The organism is Microbacterium sp. Cr-K20, assembly GCF_000708325.1.
In the GTDB taxonomy this organism is placed as follows: Bacteria; Actinomycetota; Actinomycetes; order Actinomycetales; family Microbacteriaceae; genus Microbacterium.
Map to the genome: position 1 here is coordinate 15,099 of NZ_JARE01000050.1, position 25,035 is coordinate 40,133.

General features: G+C 69.5%; 21 protein-coding genes. 13 read left to right on the plus strand and 8 right to left on the minus strand.

The window, feature by feature from the left end:
- Nucleotides 1-24: 24 nt before the first annotated feature.
- The gene (locus tag GZ67_RS0110895; RefSeq protein ID WP_029261522.1) at nucleotides 25-1,824 is read right to left on the minus strand and encodes a 2-isopropylmalate synthase; all 1,800 of its coding nucleotides are present in this window, start codon (nucleotides 1,822-1,824) and stop codon (nucleotides 25-27) included.
- Between the two features lie 185 nt (nucleotides 1,825-2,009).
- Here GZ67_RS0110895 and GZ67_RS0110900 point away from each other — a divergent pair, with 185 nt between their 5' ends.
- Nucleotides 2,010-2,678, plus strand: a complete 669-nt coding sequence (locus GZ67_RS0110900) for a FadR/GntR family transcriptional regulator (RefSeq protein ID WP_029261523.1) — start codon at nucleotides 2,010-2,012, stop codon at nucleotides 2,676-2,678.
- 18 nt (nucleotides 2,679-2,696) lie between these two features.
- Here the strand turns inward: GZ67_RS0110900 and helR are convergent, their stop codons facing one another.
- Nucleotides 2,697-4,829 carry an RNA polymerase recycling motor ATPase HelR gene (gene helR, locus GZ67_RS0110905; protein ID WP_029261524.1) on the minus strand — a complete coding sequence of 711 codons (2,133 nt, stop codon included), beginning with the start codon at nucleotides 4,827-4,829 and terminating at the stop codon, nucleotides 2,697-2,699.
- A 164-nt stretch (nucleotides 4,830-4,993) separates the two neighbouring features.
- Here helR and GZ67_RS0110910 point away from each other — a divergent pair, with 164 nt between their 5' ends.
- On the plus strand, nucleotides 4,994-5,578 hold the full coding sequence (locus tag GZ67_RS0110910; RefSeq protein WP_029261525.1) for an NADPH-dependent FMN reductase: 585 nt from the start codon (nucleotides 4,994-4,996) through the stop codon (nucleotides 5,576-5,578).
- A 266-nt stretch (nucleotides 5,579-5,844) separates the two neighbouring features.
- Entirely contained in the window at nucleotides 5,845-6,228 is a 384-nt protein-coding gene (locus tag GZ67_RS0110915; RefSeq protein WP_029261526.1) for a hypothetical protein, read from the plus strand.
- Nucleotides 6,229-6,259: 31 nt separating this feature from the next.
- Here the strand turns inward: GZ67_RS0110915 and GZ67_RS0110920 are convergent, their stop codons facing one another.
- The 3 genes from GZ67_RS0110920 to GZ67_RS0110930 are packed head-to-tail and all read right to left on the minus strand — an operon-like array spanning nucleotide 6,260 to nucleotide 12,044.
- Nucleotides 6,260-9,727 (minus strand): error-prone DNA polymerase, encoded by a 3,468-nt coding sequence (locus GZ67_RS0110920; RefSeq protein WP_029261527.1) that lies wholly within the window; start codon nucleotides 9,725-9,727, stop codon nucleotides 6,260-6,262.
- A complete protein-coding gene (locus GZ67_RS0110925; protein WP_029261528.1) occupies nucleotides 9,727-11,265 on the minus strand; it encodes a DNA polymerase Y family protein in 1,539 nt (512 codons plus the stop codon). Before GZ67_RS0110925 ends, GZ67_RS0110920 begins: the two co-directional genes overlap by 1 nt.
- Complete coding sequence (locus tag GZ67_RS0110930) at nucleotides 11,262-12,044, minus strand: hypothetical protein (protein ID WP_051662490.1); 783 nt, start codon at nucleotides 12,042-12,044, stop codon at nucleotides 11,262-11,264. The genes GZ67_RS0110925 and GZ67_RS0110930 overlap by 4 nt, the downstream gene beginning before the upstream one ends.
- Before the next feature lie 131 nt (nucleotides 12,045-12,175).
- On the opposite strand from GZ67_RS0110930, the gene GZ67_RS0110935 reads away from it, so the two are divergent.
- The 6 genes from GZ67_RS0110935 to GZ67_RS0110960 all read left to right on the plus strand — a co-directional run bounded on the left by GZ67_RS0110935 (nucleotide 12,176) and on the right by GZ67_RS0110960 (nucleotide 16,574).
- The gene (locus GZ67_RS0110935) at nucleotides 12,176-12,646 is read left to right on the plus strand and encodes a prepilin peptidase (protein ID WP_029261530.1); all 471 of its coding nucleotides are present in this window, start codon (nucleotides 12,176-12,178) and stop codon (nucleotides 12,644-12,646) included.
- Between the two features lie 51 nt (nucleotides 12,647-12,697).
- A complete protein-coding gene (locus tag GZ67_RS0110940) occupies nucleotides 12,698-12,913 on the plus strand; it encodes a hypothetical protein (protein WP_029261531.1) in 216 nt (71 codons plus the stop codon).
- Nucleotides 12,906-13,520: a CYTH domain-containing protein gene (locus GZ67_RS0110945; protein WP_029261532.1), complete on the plus strand. Its 615-nt coding sequence runs from the start codon at nucleotides 12,906-12,908 to the stop codon at nucleotides 13,518-13,520. The genes GZ67_RS0110940 and GZ67_RS0110945 overlap by 8 nt, the downstream gene beginning before the upstream one ends.
- 63 nt (nucleotides 13,521-13,583) lie before the next feature.
- The gene (locus GZ67_RS0110950; RefSeq protein ID WP_029261533.1) at nucleotides 13,584-14,744 is read left to right on the plus strand and encodes a type III polyketide synthase; all 1,161 of its coding nucleotides are present in this window, start codon (nucleotides 13,584-13,586) and stop codon (nucleotides 14,742-14,744) included.
- Nucleotides 14,741-15,466, plus strand: coding sequence for a methyltransferase domain-containing protein (locus GZ67_RS0110955; RefSeq protein WP_036303265.1), 726 nt, complete (start codon nucleotides 14,741-14,743; stop codon nucleotides 15,464-15,466). Before GZ67_RS0110950 ends, GZ67_RS0110955 begins: the two co-directional genes overlap by 4 nt.
- On the plus strand, nucleotides 15,453-16,574 hold the full coding sequence (locus tag GZ67_RS0110960) for an FAD-dependent oxidoreductase (protein WP_081859975.1): 1,122 nt from the start codon (nucleotides 15,453-15,455) through the stop codon (nucleotides 16,572-16,574). Before GZ67_RS0110955 ends, GZ67_RS0110960 begins: the two co-directional genes overlap by 14 nt.
- Before the next feature lie 66 nt (nucleotides 16,575-16,640).
- Here the strand turns inward: GZ67_RS0110960 and lpdA are convergent, their stop codons facing one another.
- Nucleotides 16,641-18,038 (minus strand): dihydrolipoyl dehydrogenase, encoded by a 1,398-nt coding sequence (gene lpdA, locus GZ67_RS0110965; protein WP_029261536.1) that lies wholly within the window; start codon nucleotides 18,036-18,038, stop codon nucleotides 16,641-16,643.
- 9 nt (nucleotides 18,039-18,047) lie between these two features.
- Entirely contained in the window at nucleotides 18,048-18,698 is a 651-nt protein-coding gene (locus GZ67_RS0110970; protein WP_029261537.1) for a copper resistance CopC family protein, read from the minus strand.
- A 101-nt stretch (nucleotides 18,699-18,799) separates the two neighbouring features.
- Between GZ67_RS0110970 and GZ67_RS0110975 the strand changes: the two genes are divergently transcribed.
- The 3 genes from GZ67_RS0110975 to GZ67_RS0110985 all read left to right on the plus strand — a co-directional run bounded on the left by GZ67_RS0110975 (nucleotide 18,800) and on the right by GZ67_RS0110985 (nucleotide 20,617).
- Nucleotides 18,800-19,285, plus strand: a complete 486-nt coding sequence (locus GZ67_RS0110975) for an FHA domain-containing protein (RefSeq protein WP_029261538.1) — start codon at nucleotides 18,800-18,802, stop codon at nucleotides 19,283-19,285.
- Nucleotides 19,285-19,971 carry a transcriptional regulator FtsR gene (ftsR, locus tag GZ67_RS0110980; RefSeq protein ID WP_029261539.1) on the plus strand — a complete coding sequence of 229 codons (687 nt, stop codon included), beginning with the start codon at nucleotides 19,285-19,287 and terminating at the stop codon, nucleotides 19,969-19,971. The genes GZ67_RS0110975 and ftsR overlap by 1 nt, the downstream gene beginning before the upstream one ends.
- A 100-nt stretch (nucleotides 19,972-20,071) precedes the next feature.
- Nucleotides 20,072-20,617: a MerR family transcriptional regulator gene (locus tag GZ67_RS0110985; protein ID WP_029261540.1), complete on the plus strand. Its 546-nt coding sequence runs from the start codon at nucleotides 20,072-20,074 to the stop codon at nucleotides 20,615-20,617.
- A gap of 74 nt (nucleotides 20,618-20,691) precedes the next feature.
- Here the strand turns inward: GZ67_RS0110985 and GZ67_RS0110990 are convergent, their stop codons facing one another.
- On the minus strand, nucleotides 20,692-21,504 hold the full coding sequence (locus GZ67_RS0110990; RefSeq protein ID WP_029261541.1) for a ParA family protein: 813 nt from the start codon (nucleotides 21,502-21,504) through the stop codon (nucleotides 20,692-20,694).
- Nucleotides 21,505-21,597: 93 nt separating this feature from the next.
- On the opposite strand from GZ67_RS0110990, the gene GZ67_RS0110995 reads away from it, so the two are divergent.
- The gene (locus GZ67_RS0110995) at nucleotides 21,598-25,005 is read left to right on the plus strand and encodes a pyruvate carboxylase (RefSeq protein WP_029261542.1); all 3,408 of its coding nucleotides are present in this window, start codon (nucleotides 21,598-21,600) and stop codon (nucleotides 25,003-25,005) included.
- The last annotated feature ends 30 nt before the right edge of the window (nucleotides 25,006-25,035 follow it).

A 25,035-nucleotide genomic window follows, 5' to 3' on the forward strand; every position in this document is an offset into this window, starting at 1 on the left:
GGGGCGGCCCGGAATCGTGCTCCGTCAGCCGACGCTGGCGACCGGTGCGGGTGTATGGATGCTGTTCGCGGCCGCGATCACGGCGGACATGGTGGCAGCCAGCACCGAGCGCCCCTGGCCGGCGGTCCATCGGCTCCCTCCCGGAGAGCGGTGCTCCAGCAGGGTCAGCGCGTCGCTCTCGTTGCCCGAGCCCACGCTGGTCTGATGCAGACTGACCACATCGACATGGATGCCGCGGGCATCGAGTGCGGCGGTGAGGGCCTCGACGGGGCCGACCTCGGTGTGGTCGGTGACGTGCTCGCATCCGTCGAGGCGCAGCGTGATGGCGGTGTGGGTGCGCCCGGCGCGCTCGGCGATGTCGTAGGCGAGGAGCTCGACGGCGGCGGCATCGGATGCGGGCGGGAGGTAGGTGCTTCCGAAGACGTCCCACAGCTGAGTGGCGGTGATCTCGGCACCGGTCGCATCCGCGTGGTGCTGCACGTGGCGGGCGAAGTCGATCTGCAGGCGCCGGGGCAGTTCGACGCCGTACTCGGTCTCCAGCAGGTAGGCGATGCCGCCCTTGCCGGATTGCGAGTTCACACGGATCACCGCGTCGTAGTCGCGTCCGATGTCGGCGGGATCGATCGGCAGGTAGGGAACCCGCCACTCGACCTCGTGCTCCGGGCGCCCCTCTGCCGCCGCACGGGCGCGGTGCTCGGCGAAGCCCTTCTTGATCGCATCCTGATGGGTCCCGCTGAACGCCGTGTGCACGAGGTCGCCCACGTAGGGATGCCGGGCATGCACCTCGATCCGGTTGCAGTACTCGACCGTGCGGCGGATCTCGTCGATGTCGGAGAAGTCGATCATCGGGTCGATGCCCTGTGCGTGCAGGTTGAGAGCGAGGGTGGCGATGTCGACATTGCCGGTGCGCTCGCCGTTCCCGAAGATGCAGCCTTCCACCCGCTGAGCTCCGGCGAGCACGGCCAGCTCTGCGCAGGCGATCCCGGTACCGCGATCGTTGTGCGGATGCACCGAGAGGATCACCGCATCGCGGCGAGCCAGGTTCTTGTGCATGTATTCGATCTGGTCGGCGTACACGTTGGGAGTCGCCACCTCGACCGTCGCCGGCAGGTTCAGGATGACCGGGCGCTCGGGAGTCGCATCCCACAGGTCGGTCATGGCGTCGCACATGTCCAGGACGTAGTCGGGCTCGGTGAGGTTGAACACCTCGGGCGAGAACTCGAACCGCACGTTCGGCAGGTCGCCCGCGAACTCGAGCACGTCGCGACCGCCGGCGAGGATGAGCTGCTTCAGATCTGCTTCGCCGTAGCCGAGGACCATGTCGCGCCAGGTCGGAGCCGTCGCGGTGTACATGTGGATCACGACCGGATTGCGGATGCCGCGGATGGAGGCGACCGTGCGCTCGATGAGGTCGCGACGGGCCGGGGTGAAGACGACGATGGTCACGTCGTCCGGCGCGATGTCGCTCTCGGCGATGAGGCGGACGAAGTCGTGATCGGTCTGCGACGCCGAGGGGTATCCGACCTCGATCTCCTTGTAGCCCATCGAGACCATCAGCTCGAAGAAGCGCCGCTTCCGGTCGGGGTCCATCGGTTCGGCGAGCGCCTGGTTGCCGTCGCGCAGGTCGACGGGCACCCACAGGGGCGCCGCAGTCAGGCGGTGTGTGGGCCAGTCGCGCTCGATCAGGGGAACTTCCACTCGCGAGAACACGTCGCGGTAGCGGTGCGAGGGCATCTGCGAGTGCCGTTGCCGGTTCCAGGACGGTGCGTGTGCGGGTACCGGACCGGCCGGCGTGGAGATGCGGGAGGCGGGGGTCGTGGTCATGGCGGTGCTGCTTCCTTCGTTCAGAGAGGCGACCGGCGCATGTCCGACTCCACGACGGGGAGCCGGTCCGGCTATGCCCCGCCGTGGCGGCGAAGAAGAAGGTGCTCTGACATGAACATGGCTAGACTGTAGCAGAACTCCTCAGACAAGTAGACGAGGCGTCGAGGCGAGAGATCGGATGGCCGATGGCACAGGTGAAGCGCGCACCGCTGGCGGATCAGGCCGCCGAGCTGCTGCTGGAACGGATCCGCGCGGGAGAGTGGACGCTGGGGGAGAAGCTGCCCGGAGAGACGACGCTCGCACCGCAGCTCGGGGTGGGGCGCTCCACCGTCCGTGAGGCGATCCGTCAGCTCGCCGGGCGCGGAGTGCTGGCGTCGCGGCAGGGGGCGGGGGTCTTCGTCACTGCCCTCGACGCCCCGGAGGACTGGGACTCCGTCCTCCGCCGGGCCGGAGTCGTCGCGGTGATCGAGGCGAGGGTCGCGATCGAGACCGAGGCAGCGGCGCTCGCCGCGTCACGACGGACGCCCGCCGATCTGCGCGCCCTCCGCCGCGCTCTGGCCGATCGCGCCGCGCGCCGCTCCGACATCGAGAGCCACGTCGACGCTGACACGGTCTTCCACCGATCCATCGTCGCCGCAGCCCACAACCCGGTCCTGCTCGACCTGTTCGACAGCTTCACCCCGCGATTGCGGGAGGCCATGATCGAGATGCTCCGCATCCGCCGCGTGTACGGCGGCGACGAGGACCACGAGGCGCACGCCGTGCTCGCCCAGGCGATCGCCGACCGTGACGCGAAAGGCGCGGCCGACCTCAGCCGCGCCCACCTCCTCGCGCTGCGTGACGCGCTGGCCTGACGGCGGCGGTTCCGCCGCTCACCGCAGGATGACCAGCTCTCGAGTGGTCCTGGTCATGGCGACGTAGCGGTCGACAGCGCCGGTCACATCGTCGCCGAACTGCTCCGGCCGCACGAGGGCGACCAGGTCGAACTCGAGCCCCTTCGCGCCCTCGGGGGTCAATGACCGCACTCTGTCGGTCGGTGCGAAGCCGGGGTCGCCGATCACGCACGCCACGCCGTCGGGATGCGCGTCGAGCCAGGCATCCAGCACCGCCGGCAGCGATGCGGTCTCGCCGAACCGGACCGGGACCCCGCTCTCGCGGACCGACGTCGGCACGTTCGCGTCCGGGATCGCCGCGAGCACCAGGGGTGCCGCCGTCTCCATCACCTCCGCCGGTGTCCGGTAGTTCACGCCGAGGTGGGTGATCCGCACATCGCGCAGACCGATGCGCATGAGCCTCTCCTCCCAGGTCTCGGTGAAGCCGTGCCGTGCCTGCGCGCGATCGCCGACGACCGTGAAGCTGCGCGAGGGGCAGCGGGCGACGAGCATCCGCCATTCGGCATCCGTCAGCTCCTGTGCTTCGTCGACGACGATGTGTCCGAAGGGGCCGGCCAGCTCGTCGGGTGTGAGTGCCGGCGGGGCGTCGACGCCGAGCAGCACGTTCCGTGCGTCCTCCCCGCGCAGGATCGACATCACCTTCATCTCGCTGTCGTCATCTTCGATCAGGTGGTCGACGACGTGGGAGATCTGCTCCTGCGCCGAGGCGATCACGGCCTGACGGCGGTGCTCCTCGCGCACGGATTCCGGGTCGCCGATGCGGCGCCGCGCCGCGTCGAGGAACGGGAGGTCCGCCGTGGTCCACGGCGCCGTCCCTTCCCGGTGCAGCAGCGCGACGTCGTCAGTGGACAGCCCCGGAGCGCTCTGCCGGAGCAGATCGGGTGAGCTCCACATCCGCTCCACCACGGTGGTTGGGGACAGCAGCGGCCAGGCCCTCACGAACGTCCCGGTGAGCTCGTCGTCCTGACGCAGCCAACGCCGGATCGCGTGCGGTGGCACCTCCTCGTCGTCGACCTGATCGACCAGGAGTTCCAGGATCTCCTCCCACACCTCGTCGCGCGCTTCGTTGTGCGACGCTGCGGGGTCGGCGGCGGCGAACACCTCGACCCACTCCTGGCGGCTCAGCCAGAGGTCGGCCCAGGGGGACTCCAAGCGCGTGGCATGCTGCGGCGGATGCTCGAAAGACCGCGCCGCGGCATCGAGCATCAGGTCGGGGGAGAGGGAGGCCTTCAGTGAGGCCACGCGCGGATCCGGCTCCTCGCCGGCTGTCACGCCTTCGGGCACCAGGTCACGCAGGGTGCACAGTCGCACCGTGTCCTCGCCGAGGCTCGGCAGCACGTCTTCCACATAGGCGAGATAGTGCGCGTTCGGCCCGACGAGCAGCATGCCCCCTGCGCCCTGTGTCAGGCGCGGTTCCGCGTACAGCAGCTGCGCGGCCCGGTGCAGAGCGACGACCGTCTTTCCCGTGCCCGGACCGCCGTCCACGACGAGCGCACCGGGCGAGGGCGTGCGGATGATCGCATCCTGGTCGGCCTGGATCGTCGCGAGCACGTCGCGCATCCGCGAGGTGCGGTGCGTGCCGAGGCTGGCGATGAACGCGGACTGATCGTCCAGGGACGCTGCGCCGTCGAACCCGGCGGGGGTGAGCGCCTCGTCCCAGTAGTCGTTGATGAGCCCGTCAGTCCAGCGGTATCGACGACGCGAGACGATGCCGCGCGGATCCTCCATGGTCGCGGCGAAGTACGGTTCGGCCGCCGGGGTCCGCCAATCGACGAGCAGCCGGGTGCCGTCCGCCGCAGCCAGCCCCGTGCGACCGATGTAGATCGGTTCGCCCTCTGCCGGCGTCATCCGGCCCAGGCAGATGTCGATGCCGAACCGTTGCAGGATCCGGAGCCTCCCGCTCAGGCGTCGGATCTCCAGGTCGCGGTCCACGGCACTGTCGCCGAATCCCGCACGCTGGCGGCGCACCTCGGCGAGACGTCGGGCGACCTCGGCGCGCTGCTCCTCCAGGGTGTCGGCGATCCGTCGGAGATGCTCGCGGTCGGCATCGAGAAGGGCGGGGGTGGCTTTCGCACTCAGATTCTCGGGCAGGTGGAAGGGATCGAAAGGCATGGGTCTCCTTCACGCGCGAGGGCCGGATCGCACGAGCGAGGGTCGATTCTGCCGCAGGGAGGGGGCCTTGCGGCAAGCCCCCATCCCGGAGATATCCTGGAAATGGAAGGACGCGGGGATCACGCTGACGCATTCGACCGACTGCCCTCCCTGCGGAGCACACCATGACGCATCGCATCGGCTATCTCATCGGAAGTCTCGCGCAGGACTCGATCAACCGGATTCTCGCGAAAGCGCTCGTGGGGCTCGCGCCGCCCAGCCTGGAGCTCGTCGAGATCCCGATCCGGGACCTCCCGCTCTACAACCGCGACGATGAGCTCGATCCGGTAGCCGCGGTGACGGAATTCAAACGCGCCATCGAGGGTTCCGAGGGGCTGCTGCTGGTGTCGCCCGAGTACAACCGCTCCATCCCCGGTGCGTTGAAGAACGCGATCGACTGGGGTTCCCGCCCCTGGGGCCACAACTCCTTCGCCCGCAAGCCCACCGGCATCATCGGCGCTTCCACCGGAGCCATCGGTACGGCCGTCATGCAGTCGTCGATGCGCAGCGTCCTGAGCTTCCTCAACGCCCCGCAGCTGAACGCCCCGGAGGCGTACATCACGTTCGATCCCGAGGCCTTCGGTCCGGATGGCGAGGTGAAGGATGCCCGCACGCGCGAGTTCCTCCAGCACTACATGAACGAGTACGCCGCCTTCGTCGAGCGGGTGCTGTCGCTCACGGCACCGGGTCACGTCGGGGATCAGGGCTAGTCGGCGGGGGGGGTATGCCCTCCCGAACGATCCGCCCCAGACGGTACCGCCGAGAGGGCTGACCGTCCTTCCCGGACGGTTGGGGAGGCGGCGAAGTTCTCGCTGCGCTCTCGGCTGATCTCCCCAGATCTCAGCCTGTAGCCCCCGCTACCTGAGCAGAGTACCGCTTAATCGGCTTGTCCGCCATTTGGGGGACAAAGAAATTTACGAATGTTGCGATTCCGGTCGCCTGTTGTCTTCCCGGCGGCGATGCCTAGGGTGGACTCATGGACAGAATGCTCGTGCTCCCCGCTCAGGTCGCCATCACCCACGGCCACCGGGTCGAGGTGACGGAGCAGGTCGATCCGCTCACCGGTGAACCCGTCGTCCTCGCTCTCGTCGACCTCGACACGGGCATCCGCTACCGCCGCACGGAGGAGCCGGGCGGCGACTTCTCGCGATGGATCGGCCGGGTGCTGGAGTGCACGGTGACCATCGGCGGGATCGGGGCGCGCACCACTCTGCTGGTCGATCCCATCGGCCCCGGAGCGACCGGAGCCAAGATCGCGCTGCGCGGCGCCGACGCGGCCGCCGATGCGGCGAAGGCCGAAGCCGACCGATGGGGTGGCGCGGATCGTCCCCCGGTGGAGGAGCCCGAGCGCTTCTGGTGAGATCGCCCCGGGGGCGCTGAGGCCCGTGTCGTCAGCGGAAGTCCCTGGACCGATGCGTGAGGCCGGTGCGCAGATCCTCGAAACCGTCGGCGAGCACATTGACCACGCCCTCGGCCGACCGCTCCAGGATGCCGCGGATGATGAGCGCCGGTGATTCCCTGGCGACACGGCGGTAACGGTTCCAGACCCCGGCCGAGCAGACGATGTTCACCAGGCCGCTCTCGTCCTCGAGGTTGACGAAGGTGATCCCGGACGCCGTCGCCGGCCGCTGGCGATGGGTCACGAGGCCGGCGACCTCGATACGGCGACCGACCTCGTGGCCCTGCAGATCGGCGGCGGTGAGCACCCCGCGGGTGCGCAGCGCCTCCCGGAAGTGCGCCATCGGATGGTCGTCGGTCGACACTCCGGTCGCCCAGAGGTCCGCCGAGAGCCGCTCGTAGCTGGTCTGATCCGCGAACAGGGGCGGCTGCACGGCGACGGTGGTCCCCGGAAGGAAGCGGGAGCGGTCGTCCGCCGCGGCGCCGGCGAGCCAGATGGCCTCTCGGCGCTCCAGTCCCAGGCAGTCGAAGGCGCCGGCGGTGGCGAGCGCCTCCAGCTGCGTGGCGGTGGCATCCGTCCGGCGGACCAGATCGTGCAGGTCCCGGTAGCGTCCACGCGCCTCACGCTCGGCGACGATCTTCTCCGCCATCGGCACGCCGATCCCGCGGATGCCGCTGAGCCCGAGCCGCACCGCGGATCCGCCGTCCCGCCGATGTGCCGCGGACTCGTCCGGGGCCTCCCTGTCGAAGCGGAGGGTGGGCGGTTGCGGATCGTCGAGGCAGTCCTCCCGGCCGGTCGGCCCCTGCGCGGATGCGCCCTCGTCGAGAGGCTCCAGCATCTCCGTCGCCCCCGAGACGTGCAGATCGGGGCGACGCACCTCCACCCCGTGCCGTCGGGCATCCGCGGTGAGGGTCGCCGCGGAGTAGAAGCCCATGGGCTGAGAGCGCAGCAGGCCGGCGAGGAAGGCGGCGGGGTAGTGCAGCTTCAGCCAGGAGCTGGCGTAGACGAGTAGAGCGAACGACAGTGAATGCGACTCCGCGAAGCCGAAGTTGGAGAACGCCTGGATCTGGGCGTAGATGCGATCGGCAGCCTCATCGACGAGGCCGCGCCTGGCCATGCCGGCGTACAGCTTGTCCCTGACCTTCTCGATCTTCTCCAGGCCGCGTTTCGATCCCATGGCCCGGCGGAGCAGGTCGGCTTCGTCGGCCGTGCAGTCGCCGATGGCCGTCGCCATCTGGATGAGCTGCTCCTGGAAGATCGGGATGCCCAGCGTGCGTTTGAGGATGTCCTCCAGGTCGCTGTGCGGGTAGGGGATCGTGAAGTCCACGGGCTCCTCGCCCCGTGCCAGGCGCCCCCGGTTCTCCTCGTCGACACGATCCTTCGCCATCTTGCGCCGTACGAAGGGGTGCACGGCCCCACCCTGGATGGGACCGGGACGGATGAGCGCGATCTGGATGGCGAGGTCGTAGAAGCAGCGGGGCTGCAGGCGGGGGAGCAGGCCGATCTGCGCACGGGACTCCACCTGGAAGACTCCGATCGAATCCGCGCGACAGAGCATGTCGTACACCCCCGCCTCCTCTTTGGGGATGCTCTCCAGCGTCCACTCCTCGCCGGTGTTCTCCTGGATCAGGTCGAAGCAGTGCTGGAGAGCGGCGAGCATCCCGAGGCCCAGCAGGTCGAACTTCACCAGGCCCATGAAGGCGGAGTCGTCCTTGTCCCACTGGATGACGGTGCGGTTCTCCATGCGGGCGTGTTCCACCGGTACGACCTCGCCGACCGGACGCGCGGTGAGGACCATCCCGCCGGAGTGGATGCCGAGGTGGCGGGGTGCCTTCAGCAGCTCACCCGCATAGGCGAGTACGTTCTCCGGGATCTCATGACCCTCGACGGGTTCGAGCCCCACGCCCCAGCCGTCGACCTGGCGGGACCAGGCATCCTGCTGACCGGGGGAATGGCCGAGCGCCCTCGCCATGTCGCGCACCGCGTTCTTCGGACGGTACTGGATGACGTTCGCCACCTGCGCCGCCCGCTCCCGCCCGTACTCCCGGTACACCCACTGGATGATCTCCTCGCGTCGGTCGGAGTCGAAGTCCACGTCGATGTCCGGCTCCTCCGTCCGCGTGGTCGCGAGGAAGCGCTCGAAGGGGAGGCGGTAGAGGATCGGATCGACCGCGGTGATCCCCAGCAGGTAGCAGACCGCGCTCGCCGCGGCCGACCCCCGGCCCTGGCAGAGGATGCCGCGTCTGCGCGCCTCGGCGACGATTCCGTGCACGATCAGGAAGTACCCCGGGAAGTCCTTCTCCTCGATCACGTCCAGCTCGCGTTCGATGCGGCGGTGGCCGGCGTCGTCCAGCCGGGGGTACTTCGACGGCACGGCCTCCCAGACCAGGTGGCGCAGCCAGCTCATCGGCGTGTGCCCCTCCGGTACCTGCTGCTGGGGGAGCGCCGGTCGTGCGAGACGCAGGGGGAAGGCGGATGCCGCGGCCAGCTCGAGCCCGTACGAGATCGCGCCGGGGTAGCGCTGGAAGCGGGCGGACATCTCGGCTCCGCTGCGCAGATGCGCGCCGCCGTGTGCGGGCAGCCAGCCGTCGAGCTCATCCATGCTGCGCACCGCGCGGACCGCGGCCACCGCCTCGGCGAGCGGTGCCTGTGCGGGGGTGGCGTAGTGCACGTTGTTGGTCGCGACCACCGGCAGCCGCATCCGACGGGCGTGATCGGCGAGGGCGTCGTTACGGCGGGTGTCCAGGGGGTCGCCGTGGTCGAAGAGCTCGACGGCGACGTTGTCGGCTCCGAACAGGTCGACGAGGGAGCGCAGCGGAGTGGCCGCGTCTCCGGCCGCGAGCCCACGGCGCACCGCACCCTTGCGGCATCCGGTCAGGATCGTCCAGTGCCCGCCCGCGCGCGCGGCGAGATCGTCGAGGTCATAGACGGGACGCCCTTTCTCTCCACCGCGCAGCTGTGCGGCGGAGATCGCGCCCGAGAGCCGGTGGTAGCCCTCCATCCCGCGAGCGAGGACCAGCAGATGCTCCCCGGCGGGATCGGCGGAGCCTCGTTGCGGTGCGGGCAGGTCGAGAGACAACTCGGCTCCGAACACCGTCTGCAGCGGACTCTCCATGAGGTCGGCGACCTCGGCGAAGCGGGCCGCGCCGTAGAAGCCGTCGTGGTCGGTGAGGGCGAGGGCGGTCAGGCCGAGGCGGTCCGCCTCGGCGAGGAGGTCCTCGGGGGAGGAGGCGCCGTCGAGGAACGAGTACGAGGAATGGGCGTGCAACTCGGCGTAGGGGACCGCATCCTCGGGGCGTGTGATGGCGGTGGGAGGAGTGCGCTTGCGGCGCCGGCTCACCGGCCCTGGATCCGTCCGCTGGCCGCGCGGCTCGGCGCCGGGAGGGGGCGGGGGCGACTCCTCGCCGCTGAGGGTGCGCTCCAGGTCTTTCCAGGAGAGGGGCGGGTTGTGCCAGCCCATCAGCGATACCTCCCCTCGGCCCACCAGCGCTCGCCGGTGTGGAAGACCAGCCAGGCGCGGTCGCGGTCGTCGACGATCTGCAGTCGGTGCCCGCGCTTGCCCCCGCCGGACGCCCAGCGACGCTCGTGGATGGGCCAGGGGCCGGCCCACGCCTGCACGGCCGCCCCGTCGATGCGGGCGGGATCGCTCGAGAGCGCCCCGCGCTCATCGACGGTGATCGTGGTCTCGTCCGCGGACAGCACTCCGATCGGACGCGGCGGGCGGAACACCTCTGCCGGGAGCGGATCGGGCAGGCTCCCCGGCCAGGGCGATTCCGGGTCGCGCGGGGGGACCGTACGCTCACCCCAGGGCGTGAGCACCTGCCGATCGGCGAGCCAGCGGCCGCCGGAGACCGCGGCGGTGACGACGCCCTGATGGCCCAGCATGGTCTGCACGCGGGAGACCGCATGGTGCAGGCGCTCGTCGGTGCCGGATCCGAAGAGCCCCGGCTGGTGATGGGCGGCGTCGTCCACGGCGGCGGGGACGATGCGCACCGCCATGATGCCGCCGAACGCCCGTGCCTCATCGACCGGCTCCTTCGCCGACTGCGCGGCCAGTGCCTCCAGCTGCCAGCGCACCCGGTCGACGAGGTCGGAGGCGTCGAAGCACGTCGGATGCAGCCAGGACCGGGAGAAGACCACGCCGTTGTCATCGGTGAGATCGATCCGCACCTCCGTGCACACGACCGAGGCGTCGCCGAGTGCGAGCATGACCGCATCCGCCGTCTGCCGCACCGCGAAGGCGACCTGATCCGCTCCGGCCAACGGTGAGTCGAACTCGATGTCTCGAACGAGCTCGGGGTCGGGCGGACGCGGCGTCAGCGGGCGGGAGTCGGCGCCGGCGGCGAGAGCGTGCAGACGTGCGCCGTGTTCACCGAAGCGGTCGCGCACGTCGAGCGGGGCGAGCGCGGTGAACTCGCCGAGGGTGCGCACCCCGAGTCGCACGAGGAGGCCGGCGATCTGCTCGTCGCGCAGCACCTGCACGGGGTAAGGGGCGAGGAACTCCCGGGATCCTCCGGGCGGCACGACCGTGCAGGGGGTGGGGCCCCGCGCGGCGATCTCGGCGGTGAACGTGCCGTCCGCGACGCCGATGCGCACCTCGGGGAGACCGGCCTCCGCGAGGACGGCGGTGAGCGCCTCTGCCGCCTCCGCCTCCCCGCCGTGATAGCGGGAGATGCCCCGGGCGCGGACGATCGCGAGTCCCGGTCGCAGCAGTGTCACCCCGGGCGCATGCTTCTCGATGAGGTGCAGCACGGGGAGGAAGGCACGCTCGTCGCGGTCGGGGTCGTGGGGGAGCACGCGCAGCGAGGAGAGATGGCCCTGTGCGACGCGGCGGCGCTGACCGGTGCGCACGCCGTGCTCTCGGGCGGAGGCGGTGCAGGCGACGATCGTGTTCGCCTGCACCAGGGCGGTGGGCGGGTGCGGAGGCGGGCTGCCGAGCGCGGCCCGCAGGGGCCAGTCGGGGAACCACAGCACGAGCACGCGGAGCGGGCTGTTCATCCGGCTTCCGCCCATCGCAGGAGTTCGGGCCGTGCGGAATCGTCCTGGCCGACGATCTCGGGCGGGAGCGCGGGCAGCGCGGTGAGCTCGGCCCCGACGGTCTCGACGGCGCCGTGGCCTCCCGGCAGCCGCACCTGCACGCTCGACGGGCGAGAGGTGTGCCGGGTCTGCGCGGTCACGGTCACCGTGCAGTCGGAGAGCAGGCCCCAGCCGGCGCCGAGGCCGTGCCAGTGCGGGTCCTGCAGGCGTATCGTCCCCTCGCTCTGCGGCCATCGTCCGATGCCGGGCGTCTCGGTGACCAGGAGCGTGCATCCGCGATCGCGCAGGCGTGCGCTCAGGCGGGAGACATCGGCATCCCGTGCCCGTGTGGCGGGGTGCACGACGATCAGGGGTACGACCTCGGCCAGCGCGGAGGTCGCCGCGAGCCAGCGTTCTCCCGGGTCGGGGACGAGGATCAGACGGGCGAGATCGATGCCGAATGCGGCCGCCGCTTCGACGCCGAGTGTCGGCATGCCGACGACGGCGCACCAGTGCCCCTTCTGCGATGCGGCGCTGAGCAGTGCGAGCACGAGGCTCGGCGAGGGGGAGACGGTGTAGGAGGTGCCGGTCTGCAGGCCCTCCTCCGGAAGGAGGGCGGAGAAGGCGGGGTCGAGGGGGAGGAGCGTATGCTCGCTGCGTCGCCGTTGCATCCGGCTGATCTCACGGCGCAGTCGCAGCACTTCTCCCGCGCGGGAGTCGCTCCCCGGCGAGAGGGAGGCCAGCGCATCGAGACCGATCACCCTGCATCCTTTCTCGAAGATATATTCTAATATAACAAGTCGTGTGGATGACGATAGTTCGTACATCGGACATCGGCGGAGTTCTCCACAGGGCGTCGGCACCGCGCCTGCAGATCTCCTAACCTGCGCGTATGGACCCCCGGCTCGCACTCCTCTCGCTCGTGCACGTGATGCTGGCGGGCGTCGGTGGATGGCTGATCGTGATCGATGCGCGCACGCACCGCCTCCCGAATCGCATCGTGCTGCCGACGCTCGCCGCCCTGATCGTGCTCGGTGCCGGCGACGCCCTGGTCACGGGGCAGAGCACCGCGTTCCTGCGCGCCCTCCTCGGCATGGTGATCCTGGGTGGCTTCTACGCCGTGCTGCGGGGGACCAGTCGTGCGGGGATGGGTGGCGGCGATGTGAAGCTCGCCGCGGTCATCGGGTTCGTGCTCGGCTGGCACGGCTGGCAGTCGCTCGCGATCGGAGCCGCCTCGGCGTTCGTGCTCGGGGCGCTCTACGCGCTCGTGCTCATCCTCCTGCGCCGAGCACACGGGGCCACCCGCATCGCCTTCGGACCGTGGATGATCGTCGGCGCGCTCCTCGGCATCGTCCTCGGCTGAATCCGTCGGGCCTCGCACGGATAGTCCGATGTCGGGGCTACCCTGAAGCACATGGCACTTGCACGGCTTCACGGCGGCCCGCTGGACGGGCAGATCATCCCCCTCGGCGACGCGGACGACAAGCTGATCGTCCCCTACAGCGAGACGCAGGTGGTGTACAACCGCCGTAGCGAACCGCACAACACCGGCCCGAACGATGGGCCGACCGAGGTCGACTACTGGTTCGAAGAGTCTCTCGAGGATCTCACTCTCAACGACGATGACTGAACCGTCCCGCACGGTCGAGGTCGAGCGCAAATACGACGTCGACGGCGAGACCCCGCTGCCGGTCTGGGAAGCGATCCCCGGGGTCGACGCCGTCACCGCCGGGGAAGCCCGGGCGCTCGACGCGCAGTACTTCGACACCGCCGACGGCGATCTCGCCCGTGCTGGGGTGGCGCTGCGCCGTCGCACCGGCGGCCCGGACGAGGGCTGGCACGTGAAGGGACCGCGACAGGGCGACGGCCGGCTCGAACTCGGCTGGCCGCTCGGTGAGGGCGACGAGCTCCCCGGGGCCGTGGCCGACACCGTGTCCGCCTGGACGACCGCGCCACTCACCCCGCTCGCCCGCATCCGCAACGACCGCACCGCCTACCTGCTCACCGGTCCCGCGGGAGTCGTGGCCGAGTTCGTCGACGACCGGGTGCAGGCGACGGATCTCCGCAGCGACGTGCAGCGCGAATGGCGCGAGTGGGAGATGGAGCTCGGTCCCGCAGCCCCGGCAGACGACGAGGCGCGCGCCGCCTTCTTCGCTGCGGTGGAGCGCGCCGTCCTGGCCGCGGGAGGCCGGGAATCGGCATCCGGCTCCAAGCTCGCCCGCGCTCTCGGCTTCTAGTCAGACGGCCGAGTCGAACGCAACCCCTTTCCCCGGGACGACACCGCGTGCTTGAGTGACAGCATGAGTCGACCGCCTGTGCTCCGATCGCTGCAGACGATCGTCCCCGACACCGTCCTCGTCCAGGAGCAGGTGCGCGACGTCTTCGCCCAGCAGCCCGACCTCGGGCGCTTGGCGCAGCGGATCGTCACGACCTCGTTCAACGTCTCGGGCATCGACCGGCGCCACACCGTGATCGACGAGTTGTCGCTCGAATCCGACGTGGCCGATCCCATCTTCTTCGACCGGCGTTCCGGTGAGCTGCTGGCTCCGGGCACGAAAGCGCGCAACGACATCTACACCCGGGAGGCCGCCCGGCTCTTCGTCGACGTCGCGCGGCGGGCCCTCGACGCCGATCCCGAGATCGGCCCGGAGGATGTGACGCACGTCATCACGGTGTCCTGCACCGGCTTCCACGCTCCCGGACCGGAGTACGAGATCGTGCGCGCTCTCGGGCTGTCCGATGCGGTGCAGCGCTTCCACCTCGGGTTCATGGGCTGCTACGCGTCGATGCCGGCGCTGCGGGCGGCGAGTCAGTTCTGCATCGCCGACGAGAACGCGGTCGTCCTGGTCGTCAGCGTCGAGCTGTGCACCCTGCATCTGCGCTCCTCGGAGAACCCGGACACGATCGTCGCCTCCTCCCTGTTCGCCGACGGTGCGGCGGCCGGCATCGTCACGGCCCGCGACCTTCCGTCGACATCACCCGCCCTGCGGTTGGACCGCTTCCACACGGCCATCGCCCCGGAGGGCGAGAAGGACATGGCCTGGACGATCGGCGACACCGGATTCGAGATGATCCTCTCCACCGCCGTCCCGCAGATCATCGGGGAGACCATCATCGGCGCGCTCCGGCCGCTGTACTCCGCTGATGCGGAGATGGCCGAAGCTTTCGAGGCGGGGCGGGTGGGGGAGAAGGTCGAGCACTGGGCGATCCACCCCGGGGGCCGCAGCATCCTGGACCGGGTGCAGGAGCGGATGCATCTCAGCGATGCGCAGCTGCACCCCGCCCGCGAGGTCCTGCGCGAGAACGGCAACATGTCCAGCGCCACGGTGCTCTTCGTCCTCAAGCGCATCTTGGAGGAGGAGGGCGCGGCAGCGGGCGAGCGCGTCGCCGCGATGGCATTCGGGCCAGGGCTGACCGCCGAGAGCGCGCTGCTCACCGTCGTCGCCCCCTCGGCCTCATGAGTCCAGCCCTGGCGGTCAGGGACGTCGAGACCCGTGAGCTGATGGACGACCCGCACGCCGATGCGCGAATGTTGGCGCGGACCTACGGACGCTTCGGCTTCGTGAACGCGCTGGTCTCGCGTCCTGGCACCCTCTATCGCCGCGATATCCTCCTGCGTGCGGAGCGTGCGGGGCGGCTGCGCATCCTCGATATCGGCGCCGGCGGCGGAGACCTCTGCCGCCTGCTCGCGGGGCGGCTGCGTCACGACGGGTACGACGCCGAGATCACCGCACTCGATGCCGATGAGCGGGCGATCCGGTGGGCCTCGGCGCACGACCGCGGCGCCGGCATCCGCTATCGACGGGCGCTGACCACCGAGCTGGTCGACGCGGGCGACACCTACGACGTCGTGCTGTCCAACCACGTGCTGCACCATCTGGACGAGGACGAGCTCCAGACGGTGCTCAGCGACTCGATGCGGCTCGTCGCGCCGGGCGGGCTGGTGTCCCACCACGACATCGCCCGGAGCCGAACCGCTCATGTGCTGTTCGCCGCGGCGACCTGGCCGATCTCGCGCACCCTCCTCGCCGACTCGTTCATCCGCGAAGACGGTCTCATCAGCATCCGACGCTCGTACACGGTCGCCGAGCTGACGGCGATCGCTCCGACCGGGTGGACCGTCCGCGGGGGACTGCCTTCGCGACTGGAGCTGCGGTGGGAGGAGGGCAGTGCCCGATCATGACGTGCTGATAGTGGGAGCAGGGCCCGTCGGTCTTCTCCTGGCCTGCGTGCTGCTCCAGGACGGATTGCGGGTGGTGGTCTGCGAGCGGCGCACGGATGCCGACGATCGGACCAGGGCGATCGGCATCCATCGGCCGGGGCTGGACGCTCTCGATGCGGTCGGAATCGGGGCGGACGTCCGGTCGGAAGCGCTGCGGCTCGCAGGCGGAGAGGTGCGCAGTCGCCGCAGGACCCTGGCCACGCTGGCCTTCGCGCCGGATCGCCCCGTCCTGATCCTCCCGCAGCCGCGGACGAGTGCGCTGCTCCGAGCCCGCCTGCAGATGCTCTCCCCGGATGCGTTGATCCCCGGGTGCACGGTGCAGAGTGTGCGGGAGACCGCCGATGCTGTTCAGGTCTTGACGCAGAGCGGGGCGGGACCGCGCACGTTCACGGCGTCGATCGTCGTGGGGGCGGACGGGGTGCGCAGCCGTCTGCGCGATGAGCTCGGCCTCGGCTGGGGCCGTCGTCCGGGACGCGCGTCGTACTCGATGCTCGACGTCGCAGACGCGTCACCGGGTGAGCATGCCGTCCTGCACTGCGAACCCGCCGGTCTCGTCGAGTCCTTCCCGCTTCCCGGTGGAGTGCGGCGCTGGGTCGTACGTGAAGGGTCCGACGGGGATCTGCGTGACCCCGAGGCCTTTCGCGCCGTGATCGAGGCGCGCACCGGGATCGGCATCCCGCTCCCGCCCGATGCGGAGCCGACCTCCTTCATCGCCGCGCAGCACCGAGCGACACGGCTGACCAGGGGCCGGGGCGTGCTCCTCGGAGACGCCGCGCACGAGATCAGTCCCATCGGCGGGCAGGGGATGAACCTGGGGTGGGTGGATGCCCGACGCCTCGCATCCGAGCTCGCGCGGCCGCTGCCGCATCGGATGCCGGAGCTGGCGAGGTTCGAGTGGCACGTCCTGCGCTCTGCGTCGCGCGCACAGCGGCGCTCGGCGTTCTACATGTCGATGGGTGCTCCGGCGCCGATGCCCGTGGTCCGCAGCAGGGAGCTCCTGATGCGCGCACTCGGCTCGCCGCCGGCGCGAGGATGGACGGCCGGACTCCTCACGATGCGCGGTCTCTGACGTACGGCCTCTGACGCACGAAGGCCCGGTCCGCAGTGCGCGGGACCGGGCCTTCGAGGGGGTGGATCAGAAGTTGATCATGTGGCCGGCGAGGCCGTGGAAGCCCTCCTGCAGCGCCTCCGACAGCGTCGGGTGCGTGTGCACGTTGCGGGCCAGCTCCAGAGCCGTGAGGTCCCACTTCTGGGCCAGCGTCAGCTCCGGCAGCAGCTCGGAGACATCCGGGCCGATCATGTGGGCGCCGATGAGCTCGAGGTGCTCGGCGTCGGCGATCAGCTTGACGAAGCCGACCGGCTCGCCCAGACCGTGCGCCTTGCCGTTCGCCATGAACGGGAAGGTGGCGACCTTGATCTCGCGCCCCTCGTCCTTGGCCTGCTGCTCGGTGAGGCCGAACGAGGCCACCTGCGGGGAGCAGAACGTCGCGCGCGGCATCATGCGGTAGTCGCCCAGCGTCTGCGTCTCCGCGCCGCCGATGGTCTCGGCCGCGACGACGCCCTGTGCCTCGGCCACGTGGGCGAGCTGCAGCTTGGCGGTCACGTCGCCGATGGCGTAGATGCCCTCGACGTTGGTGCGCATGTGGTCGTCGATGTCGATCGCGCCGCGCTCGGTCAGCTTCACACCCGTGGCCTCGAGGCCGAAGCCCTCGATGTTCGGGGCGAATCCGACCGACATGAGGACCTTGCCGGCCTCGATCGACGACTGCTGCCCGTCCTTGGCGGTGTAGGTGACGGTGACGGACGAGCCGTTGTCGACGACCGACTCCACCTTGGTGGAGGTGAGGATGTCGACGCCGTAGTTCTTGTACTGCTTCGCGATCTCCTTCGACACGTCGGCGTCCTCGTTGGGGAGCGCGCGGTCGAGGAACTCGATGATCGTGACCTTCACGCCGTAGTTCGTCATCACGTAGGCGAACTCCATGCCGATGGCGCCGGCGCCGACGATGACGATCGATTCGGGCAGCTCACGGCTCATGATCTGCTCTTCGTACGTGACGACGTTCTCGCTGAGCGTCACACCGGGCAGCAGGCGCACCTTGGAGCCGGTCGCGATGATCACGTTGTCGAAGGTGACCTCTTCAGTCGAGCCGTCGGCCTTGGCGACCGAGATGGCCTTGGGGCCCGTGAAGGTGCCGCGACCGTCGTACTCGGTCACCTTGTTCTTCTTCATCAGGAAGTGGATGCCCTTGACGCGGCCATCGGCGACCACGCGGCTGCGGTCGAACGCCTTGCCGTAGTCGATCGTGAACTCGCCGGAGATTCCGAAGAAATCAGCCTTGTGATTCAGTGTGTGCGCGAGCTCCGCGTTCTTCAGGAGCGCCTTGGACGGGATGCAGCCGACGTTGAGGCAGACACCGCCCCAGTACTTCTCCTCGATGATGGCGGTGGACAGACCGAGCTGCGCGCTGCGAACCGCAGCGACGTATCCGCCAGGACCTGCACCAAGGATGACGACGTCGTAATGTGGCATGCCTTAAGCCTATCGCTCTACGGGGGCGTCGGAACCGGTCGCGGAACCGCCACGACGGCGGCTCACGACGATCCACGTGACCACGCCGGCGACGACCAGCACCGCGACGATCACGAGTACCCAGATCCACGGGGACCCACCTTCGGCGTCACCGGAATCCGCCGCCGGCGTCGTGGTCGCCTCGGGGGCGGCAGTCTGCTCGGCCGTCGGTGCCGCGGACGTGGGGGCGGCAGTGGGTTCCTCTGTCGGAGCCGCGTCGTCGCCGACGGTCACGGTGAAGGAGTACTCGCCGGAGGTGGGATGACCGTCGCTCGAGACGACCTTCCAGATGACGTGGTACTCGCCGGCCGGGCCCGAGCCCTGCAGCGGCTGGGTGACGATCGCGCCGTCGACCGTCGCTGCGCCGTCGGTGATCGAGGAACCGTCGGGGTCGGTGACGACGACCTCGGTCGCGCCGTCGCCGTCGATGAGCTTCGCGCTGAAGGTGAGTGTCAACGCCGAAGGCACGGTCTCGATGGACTCGTCCGCGGCCGGAGACGACGACACGAGCGCGTCGTGCGCGGAGGCCGAGAGCGGCGAGAGGAGAACGAGGAACGCAGCGAGCAGGGTGGCGGCGAGGGCGATCGGGGTCGCCGGGCGCCGCAGGGCTTTGGTCTTCACGGCTCCACCCTAGGAAACACCGGTATGTGGTGGCTGAGTGCGAAAGCGGCCTCCCGCGAGGGCCTCGGCATCCGTTAGTCTGGACAACCAAGGAGGGCACAGTGACTGACAGCGACAGCCGACCGGCCGGAGAAGCCGCGATCCACCGTTCCGGTGAGCAGAGACATGACGTGACGCAGACGTTCGGGCACGATTCCGACCTGTCATTCGTGCCGTTCGGGGTGGAACTCACCGATGTGGAGCAGAGCGCGATCAGCGCCCTCCCCGCAGGATCGGCGTTGCTGCTGGTCCGTTCCGGCGCCCTCGCCGGTGCGCGCTACCTCCTCGACACCGATGTGACCACGGTCGGCCGTCACCCGGAGGCCGACATCTTCTTCGACGACGTGACCGTGTCCCGTCGTCATGCCGAGATCACCCGCACCGGGTCGACGTTCGAGATCATCGATCAGCGCTCGCTCAACGGAACGTACGTCAACGGGGAGCGCGTCGACCGCAGCCCGCTCGTGGACGGCTCAGAACTGCGTGTCGGCAAGTTCCGCCTGAACTTCTTCGCCTCCCCTCGCGATCGCGCGGCGGCGAACGACTGATGGCGGCTACTCCCGCCCGCGAACGTTCCGCGTCCGCGGGCTTGCTGAGCATCGGCCAGGTCCTCGCTCGGCTCACACCGGAGTTCCCCGACCTCACCTCCAGCAAACTGCGCTTCCTCGAGGTGCAGGGCATCGTCAGTCCCTCTCGAACCGAGTCCGGCTACCGCAAGTTCTCCGCGTCGGACATCGAGAGGCTGCGGCTCGGCCTCACCCTGCAGCGCGACCACTATCTTCCGCTGAGCGTGATCCGCGAGCAGCTCGACGACGTCGATGCGGGTGGGGAGGCGACACCGCTCGCTCCGCCGCCCTCGATCACGCCGGCGCCGCGTAGATACCGTCGCGACGAGCTGCTGGCCGCAGCCGGTGCGGGCCCGCAGCTGCTCAACGATGCGATCAGCACCGGCGTCATCATCGCGCAGGAGAGCTACCAGGAGACGACGGTCACGCTGCTGCGCGGCCTCGTCGCCCTCGACCGCCACGGCATCGAGCCGCGGCACCTGCGTTCCCTGCGTCAGGGGGCGGAGCGCGAGGTCGCGCTCATCGAATCGGCGATGTCCGCGCTGCTGCGTCGGACGGACGCACCGTCTCGCGCCAAGGCCAGCGAACTCGCGCCCGAACTGGCGACGAAGATCGACGAAGTGCGCTCGCTCTTCGTCAGGGACGCACTGGCACGAGTGCTTTCGTAACGAACTGGTTGCGACACACCTTCGCGGTCCCGCGGATGTGATTGCCGGTGCCCAGGCACTGCTCTACCGTGGAAGATAACCGTTCCAGGGAGGATTTCAGATGAATGCGGATGAGCTCGCAGGAGACCCGCGGTTCGTACCCGAACTCCTCTTCACCGACGGTCTTCCGGCCATGGATGACGAGGTCGGCTACCGTGGCGCGGTCGCCGCTCGCGCCGCCGGCATCACCTACCGTCAGCTGGACTACTGGGCGCGCACCGAGCTGGTGGAACCCACCGTTCGCGGGGCGAACGGTTCCGGCTCGCAGCGTCTCTACGGCTTCCGCGACATCCTCGTGCTGAAGCTCGTGAAGAGCCTGCTCGACACGGGCATCTCGCTGCAGCAGATCCGAACGGCCGTCGACGAGCTGCGACGTGCGGGTATCCGCGACCTCGCCGGTACGACGCTCATGAGCGACGGCGCGTCGGTCTACCTGTGCACCTCGAACGACGAGGTCATCGACCTCGTGAGCCGCGGCCAGGGCGTCTTCGGCATCGCCGTCGGCAAGGTCCTCCGTGAGGTGGAGTCGACGCTGGTCGCATTCGATGCGACCGCTCCGGATCCGGTCGACGAGCTCTCCGCCCGTCGGACCAAGCGCTCCGCCTAGATCGCGCCTCCGCGTCATACAGAAAACGGCCGTCCTCGATGAGGATGGCCGTTTCGCTGTGCGCGTGGTGACGGTCAGCTCTGCGGACCGCTCTCGGGGACCGCGATCCGACCGGTGCGGATGATCCTGTCGAGCAGTGAATCGAAGTCGGCCGCCAGTTCCTGGGCGGAATCACCGGGCCAGATGTGCAGCGGCTTGGCCGCACCCTGCGCCTGCTGCAGCGAAGTGCGCTCCGGCAGCTGCGGGGAGAGCACGAGAGGGCCGAACATGTCGCGCAGTTCCTTGATGCGGAACTGGTGCTCGATGGACTGTGGGCGCACGCGATTCACGACGATGCCGAGAGGCTGCAGTCGGGGAGAGAGACCGCGACGGATCTCCTCGATGGCGCGAAGGGCGCGATCGGCGGCGGCCACGGAGAAGAGACCGGGCTCGGTGACGACCATGACGCGATCGCTCGCGGCCCAGGCGGTGCGGGTCAGGGCGTTCAGCGAGGGTGCGCAGTCGACGAGCACGAGGTCGTAGTCGGCCTCGACGGAGGCGAGCGCCTCCTCGAGCTTCCAGACGTCGCGCACGCTCGGGTGCGGGCCGTCGAAGTTGATCGCAGAAGGGCTCCCGATCAGCACGTCGATGGTGCCGGGGTGGACCTTCGCCCAGCCGCTGGAGGTGATCGCCTGACGGACCACCTTCTCTTTCGGGTTCGCCAGGACGTCGGCGATGTTGAGTCGTCCGGCCACCTGGATGTCCATCCCGGTGGAGACGTCGGACTGCGGGTCGAGGTCGACGACGAGAGTCCGGACGCCTCGGGCGAAAGCCGCTGAGGCCAGCCCGAGTGTCACGGTCGTCTTGCCGACGCCCCCCTTGAGAGAGCTGACGCTGAGTACGTGCACGGACACCACGTTACCTTCCCCTAGGCTGAGGGAACACTCAGCCCCGCCCCATGCGCATCGAAAACGCTGCGCATCGAGCTTTCAGAGGTGTGCATGTTCCAGAAGATCCTTGTGGCGAACCGCGGCGAGATCGCGATCCGCGCATTCCGTGCAGCAGTCGAAGTGGGGGCGCGCACCGTCGCGGTGTTCCCTCATGAGGACCGCGGCTCGGTGCATCGGCTCAAGGCCGACGAGGCCTACGAGATCGGGGAGCGCGGCCATCCGGTGCGCGCATACCTCAACGTCGACGAGATCATCCGCGTCGCTCTCGAATCGGGAGCGGATGCGATCTACCCCGGATACGGCTTCCTCTCGGAGAACCCTGAGCTGGCCGAGAAGGCTGCAGCCAACGGCATCGTGTTCATCGGTCCGCCCTCCAACGTGTTGGAGATGGCGGGGAACAAGGTCGAGGCGAAGCGTCATGCGATCGAGGCGGGCGTGCCCGTCCTCCGATCCACGGAAGCCTCCGACGACGTCGATGCTCTCGTCGCCCAGGCGGAGGACATCGGGTTCCCGCTCTTCGCCAAGGCGGTCGCCGGCGGCGGCGGTCGCGGCATGCGCCGTGTCGAGACGTTCGGTGATCTCGCCCCCGCGCTGGCCGAGGCCATGCGCGAGGCGGCCAGCGCATTCGGAGACGCCCGGATGTTCCTCGAGCAGGCGGTCGTGCGCCCGCGGCACATCGAGGTGCAGATCCTCGCGGACAAGACCGGCGAGACCGTGCACCTGTTCGAGCGCGACTGCTCGGTGCAGCGACGTCACCAGAAGGTCGTGGAGATCGCTCCGGCTCCGAACCTCGACGACAGCGTCCGCACCGCACTGCACGGGTACGCGGTCGCGTTCGCGCGGTCCATCGGCTACGAGAACGCCGGCACGGTCGAGTTCCTGCTCGAGACGGCGGGGGAGCGCACGGGCGAGGTCGTCTTCATCGAGATGAACCCGCGCATCCAGGTGGAACACACGGTCACAGAGGAGGTCACCGATGTCGACCTCGTGCAGAGCCAGATGCGCATCGCGTCCGGTCAGACCCTCGCCGACCTCGGCCTGCAGCAGGAGAACCTGCATCTGCGTGGCGCGGCGCTGCAGTGCCGGATCACGACGGAGGACCCGACGCAGGGCTTCCGCCCCGACACCGGGAAGATCACGACCTACCGCTCGCCCGGTGGCGCCGGCATCCGTCTCGACGGCGGAACCGTCCACCAGGGTGCGCAGATCAGCCCGCACTTCGACTCCATGCTGGCGAAGCTGACCTGCCGTGGTCGCGACTTCCCCGCCGCCGTCGCCCGAGCGCGTCGCGCCCTGGCGGAATTCCGCATCCGCGGGGTCTCCACCAACATCCCCTTCCTGCAGGCACTGCTGGAAGACGACGCATTCATCGCGGGCGATGTGAGCACCTCGTTCATCGACGAGCGGCCCGAGCTTCTGCGCGGCCGGGTGTCGAAGGACCGTGGGACGAAGTACTTGAACTGGCTGGTCGATGTCACCGTCAACAAGCCGCACGGCGCCCACCCGGGTGTGATCGATCCCTCGTCGAAGCTGCCGACGGTCGATCTGACCGCGGAGCCGCCGGCAGGCTCTCGTCAGCGGCTCCTCGAACTCGGGCCGGAGGGCTTCGCCCGCAGCCTCCGCGAGCAGACCGCACTGGCGATCACCGACACCACCTTCCGGGATGCGCACCAGTCCCTCCTGGCGACCCGGGTCCGCACGAAGGACCTCGTCGCCGCCGCTCCCTACCTGGCGCGGCTGACTCCCGGCCTGCTGTCCGTCGAGGCCTGGGGCGGCGCGACCTACGACGTCGCCCTGCGGTTCCTGGGTGAGGACCCGTGGGAGCGGCTCGACAAGCTGCGTGCCGCATTGCCGAACGTCGCGATCCAGATGCTGCTGCGCGGCCGCAACACGGTCGGCTACACGCCCTACCCGACGGCGGTCACCGAGGCGTTCGTCGCGGAGGCGGCTGCCAGTGGCGTCGACATCTTCCGCATCTTCGACGCGCTCAACGACGTGGAGCAGATGCGACCGGCGATCGAGGCCGTCCGCAAGACGGGCACGGCTGTCGCCGAGGTGGCGCTCTGCTACACCGGCGACCTGCTCGACCCCGCAGAAGACCTCTACACGCTCGACTACTACCTGCGCCTGGCCGACCAGATCGTCGAGGCGGGCGCGCACATCATCGCGATCAAGGACATGGCGGGCCTGCTGCGCCCGGCGGCCGCGGCGAAGCTCGTCGCAGCGCTGCGTGAGCGGTTCGACCTCCCGGTGCATCTGCACACGCACGACACTCCGGGTGGTCAGCTGGCCACGCTCCTCGCAGCCAGCGCCGTCGGCGTCGATGCCGTGGATGCGGCGTCGGCACCTCTGTCCGGCACCACGAGCCAGCCGTCCCTGTCTTCGCTCGTCGCAGCTCTCGCGCACACCGAGCGGGACAGCGGGATCTCGCTCGACGGAGTGTCCGACCTCGAGCCCTACTGGGAAGCGGTGCGTCGGGCGTACGCTCCGTTCGAGTCCGGGCTTCCGGGGCCGACGGGGCGCGTCTACCACCACGAGATCCCCGGCGGTCAGCTCTCGAATCTGCGTCAGCAGGCGAAGGCTCTGGGCCTCGCGGACGACTTCGAGCTCATCGAGGACATGTACGCAGCCGCCGACCGGATCCTGGGACGCGTGCCGAAGGTGACTCCCTCCTCCAAGGTGGTCGGCGACCTGGCCCTTCACCTCGCAGCCGTGAAGGCGGATCCCGCCGACTTCGAGGCCAACCCGGAGAAGTACGACGTGCCGGATTCGGTCGTCGGCTTCATGGCGGGCGAGCTGGGCGATCTGCCCGGCGGGTGGCCGGAGCCCTTCCGGACGAAGGTTCTCGCCGGACGCTCGGTGCGGCTCGGTCTCACGGAGATCACCTCGGAGGACGAGGCAGCACTCGCCGGAACCAGCGCCGAGCGGCGGACACGACTGAACACCCTGCTGTTCCCCGGACCGACCGCGGAATTCGCGCAGCGCCGTGAGCTCTTCGGCGATCTCTCCGTGCTCGACACCAGCGACTACCTCTATGGCTTGGTCGCAGGGCAGGAGCACATGATCGAGATCGATCGGGGAGTGCAGCTCTACGTCGGTATCGAAGCGATCGGTGAAGCGGACGACAAGGGCATGCGGACCGTGATGACGACGCTCAACGGACAGCTCCGCCCCGTGTTCGTGCGCGATCGCTCGATCGTCGTCGACGCGCACGAGGTGGAGAAGGCGGACACCTCTGTTCCCGGGCAGGTCGCGGCTCCGTTCTCGGGGGTCGTGACTCTGAAGGCCGAAGTCGGCGCCGCAGTGCGGGCCGGGGAGCCGGTCGCGTCGATCGAGGCGATGAAGATGGAAGCGGCCATCACCGCGCCCGTCGACGGCGTCATCGAGCGCCATGCGATCGCCGAGACGCAGCAGGTGGATGCCGGAGATCTTTTGGTCGTGATCCGCCCCGCGCACTAACCTTGTGCGGGCGAGGCCTGCGACCATGTG

Coding starts and splice junctions, on each gene's coding strand:
- GZ67_RS0110895 (WP_029261522.1), bottom strand. CDS start 1,824: ATGACCACGACCCCCGCCTCCCGCATCTCCACGCCGGCCGGTCCGGTA.
- GZ67_RS0110900 (WP_029261523.1), top strand. CDS start 2,010: ATGGCACAGGTGAAGCGCGCACCGCTGGCGGATCAGGCCGCCGAGCTG.
- helR (WP_029261524.1), bottom strand. CDS start 4,829: ATGCCTTTCGATCCCTTCCACCTGCCCGAGAATCTGAGTGCGAAAGCC.
- GZ67_RS0110910 (WP_029261525.1), top strand. CDS start 4,994: ATGACGCATCGCATCGGCTATCTCATCGGAAGTCTCGCGCAGGACTCG.
- GZ67_RS0110915 (WP_029261526.1), top strand. CDS start 5,845: ATGGACAGAATGCTCGTGCTCCCCGCTCAGGTCGCCATCACCCACGGC.
- GZ67_RS0110920 (WP_029261527.1), bottom strand. CDS start 9,727: ATGGGCTGGCACAACCCGCCCCTCTCCTGGAAAGACCTGGAGCGCACC.
- GZ67_RS0110925 (WP_029261528.1), bottom strand. CDS start 11,265: ATGAACAGCCCGCTCCGCGTGCTCGTGCTGTGGTTCCCCGACTGGCCC.
- GZ67_RS0110935 (WP_029261530.1), top strand. CDS start 12,176: ATGGACCCCCGGCTCGCACTCCTCTCGCTCGTGCACGTGATGCTGGCG.
- GZ67_RS0110940 (WP_029261531.1), top strand. CDS start 12,698: ATGGCACTTGCACGGCTTCACGGCGGCCCGCTGGACGGGCAGATCATC.
- GZ67_RS0110945 (WP_029261532.1), top strand. CDS start 12,906: ATGACTGAACCGTCCCGCACGGTCGAGGTCGAGCGCAAATACGACGTC.
- GZ67_RS0110950 (WP_029261533.1), top strand. CDS start 13,584: ATGAGTCGACCGCCTGTGCTCCGATCGCTGCAGACGATCGTCCCCGAC.
- GZ67_RS0110955 (WP_036303265.1), top strand. CDS start 14,741: ATGAGTCCAGCCCTGGCGGTCAGGGACGTCGAGACCCGTGAGCTGATG.
- lpdA (WP_029261536.1), bottom strand. CDS start 18,038: ATGCCACATTACGACGTCGTCATCCTTGGTGCAGGTCCTGGCGGATAC.
- ftsR (WP_029261539.1), top strand. CDS start 19,285: ATGGCGGCTACTCCCGCCCGCGAACGTTCCGCGTCCGCGGGCTTGCTG.
- GZ67_RS0110985 (WP_029261540.1), top strand. CDS start 20,072: ATGAATGCGGATGAGCTCGCAGGAGACCCGCGGTTCGTACCCGAACTC.
- GZ67_RS0110995 (WP_029261542.1), top strand. CDS start 21,598: ATGTTCCAGAAGATCCTTGTGGCGAACCGCGGCGAGATCGCGATCCGC.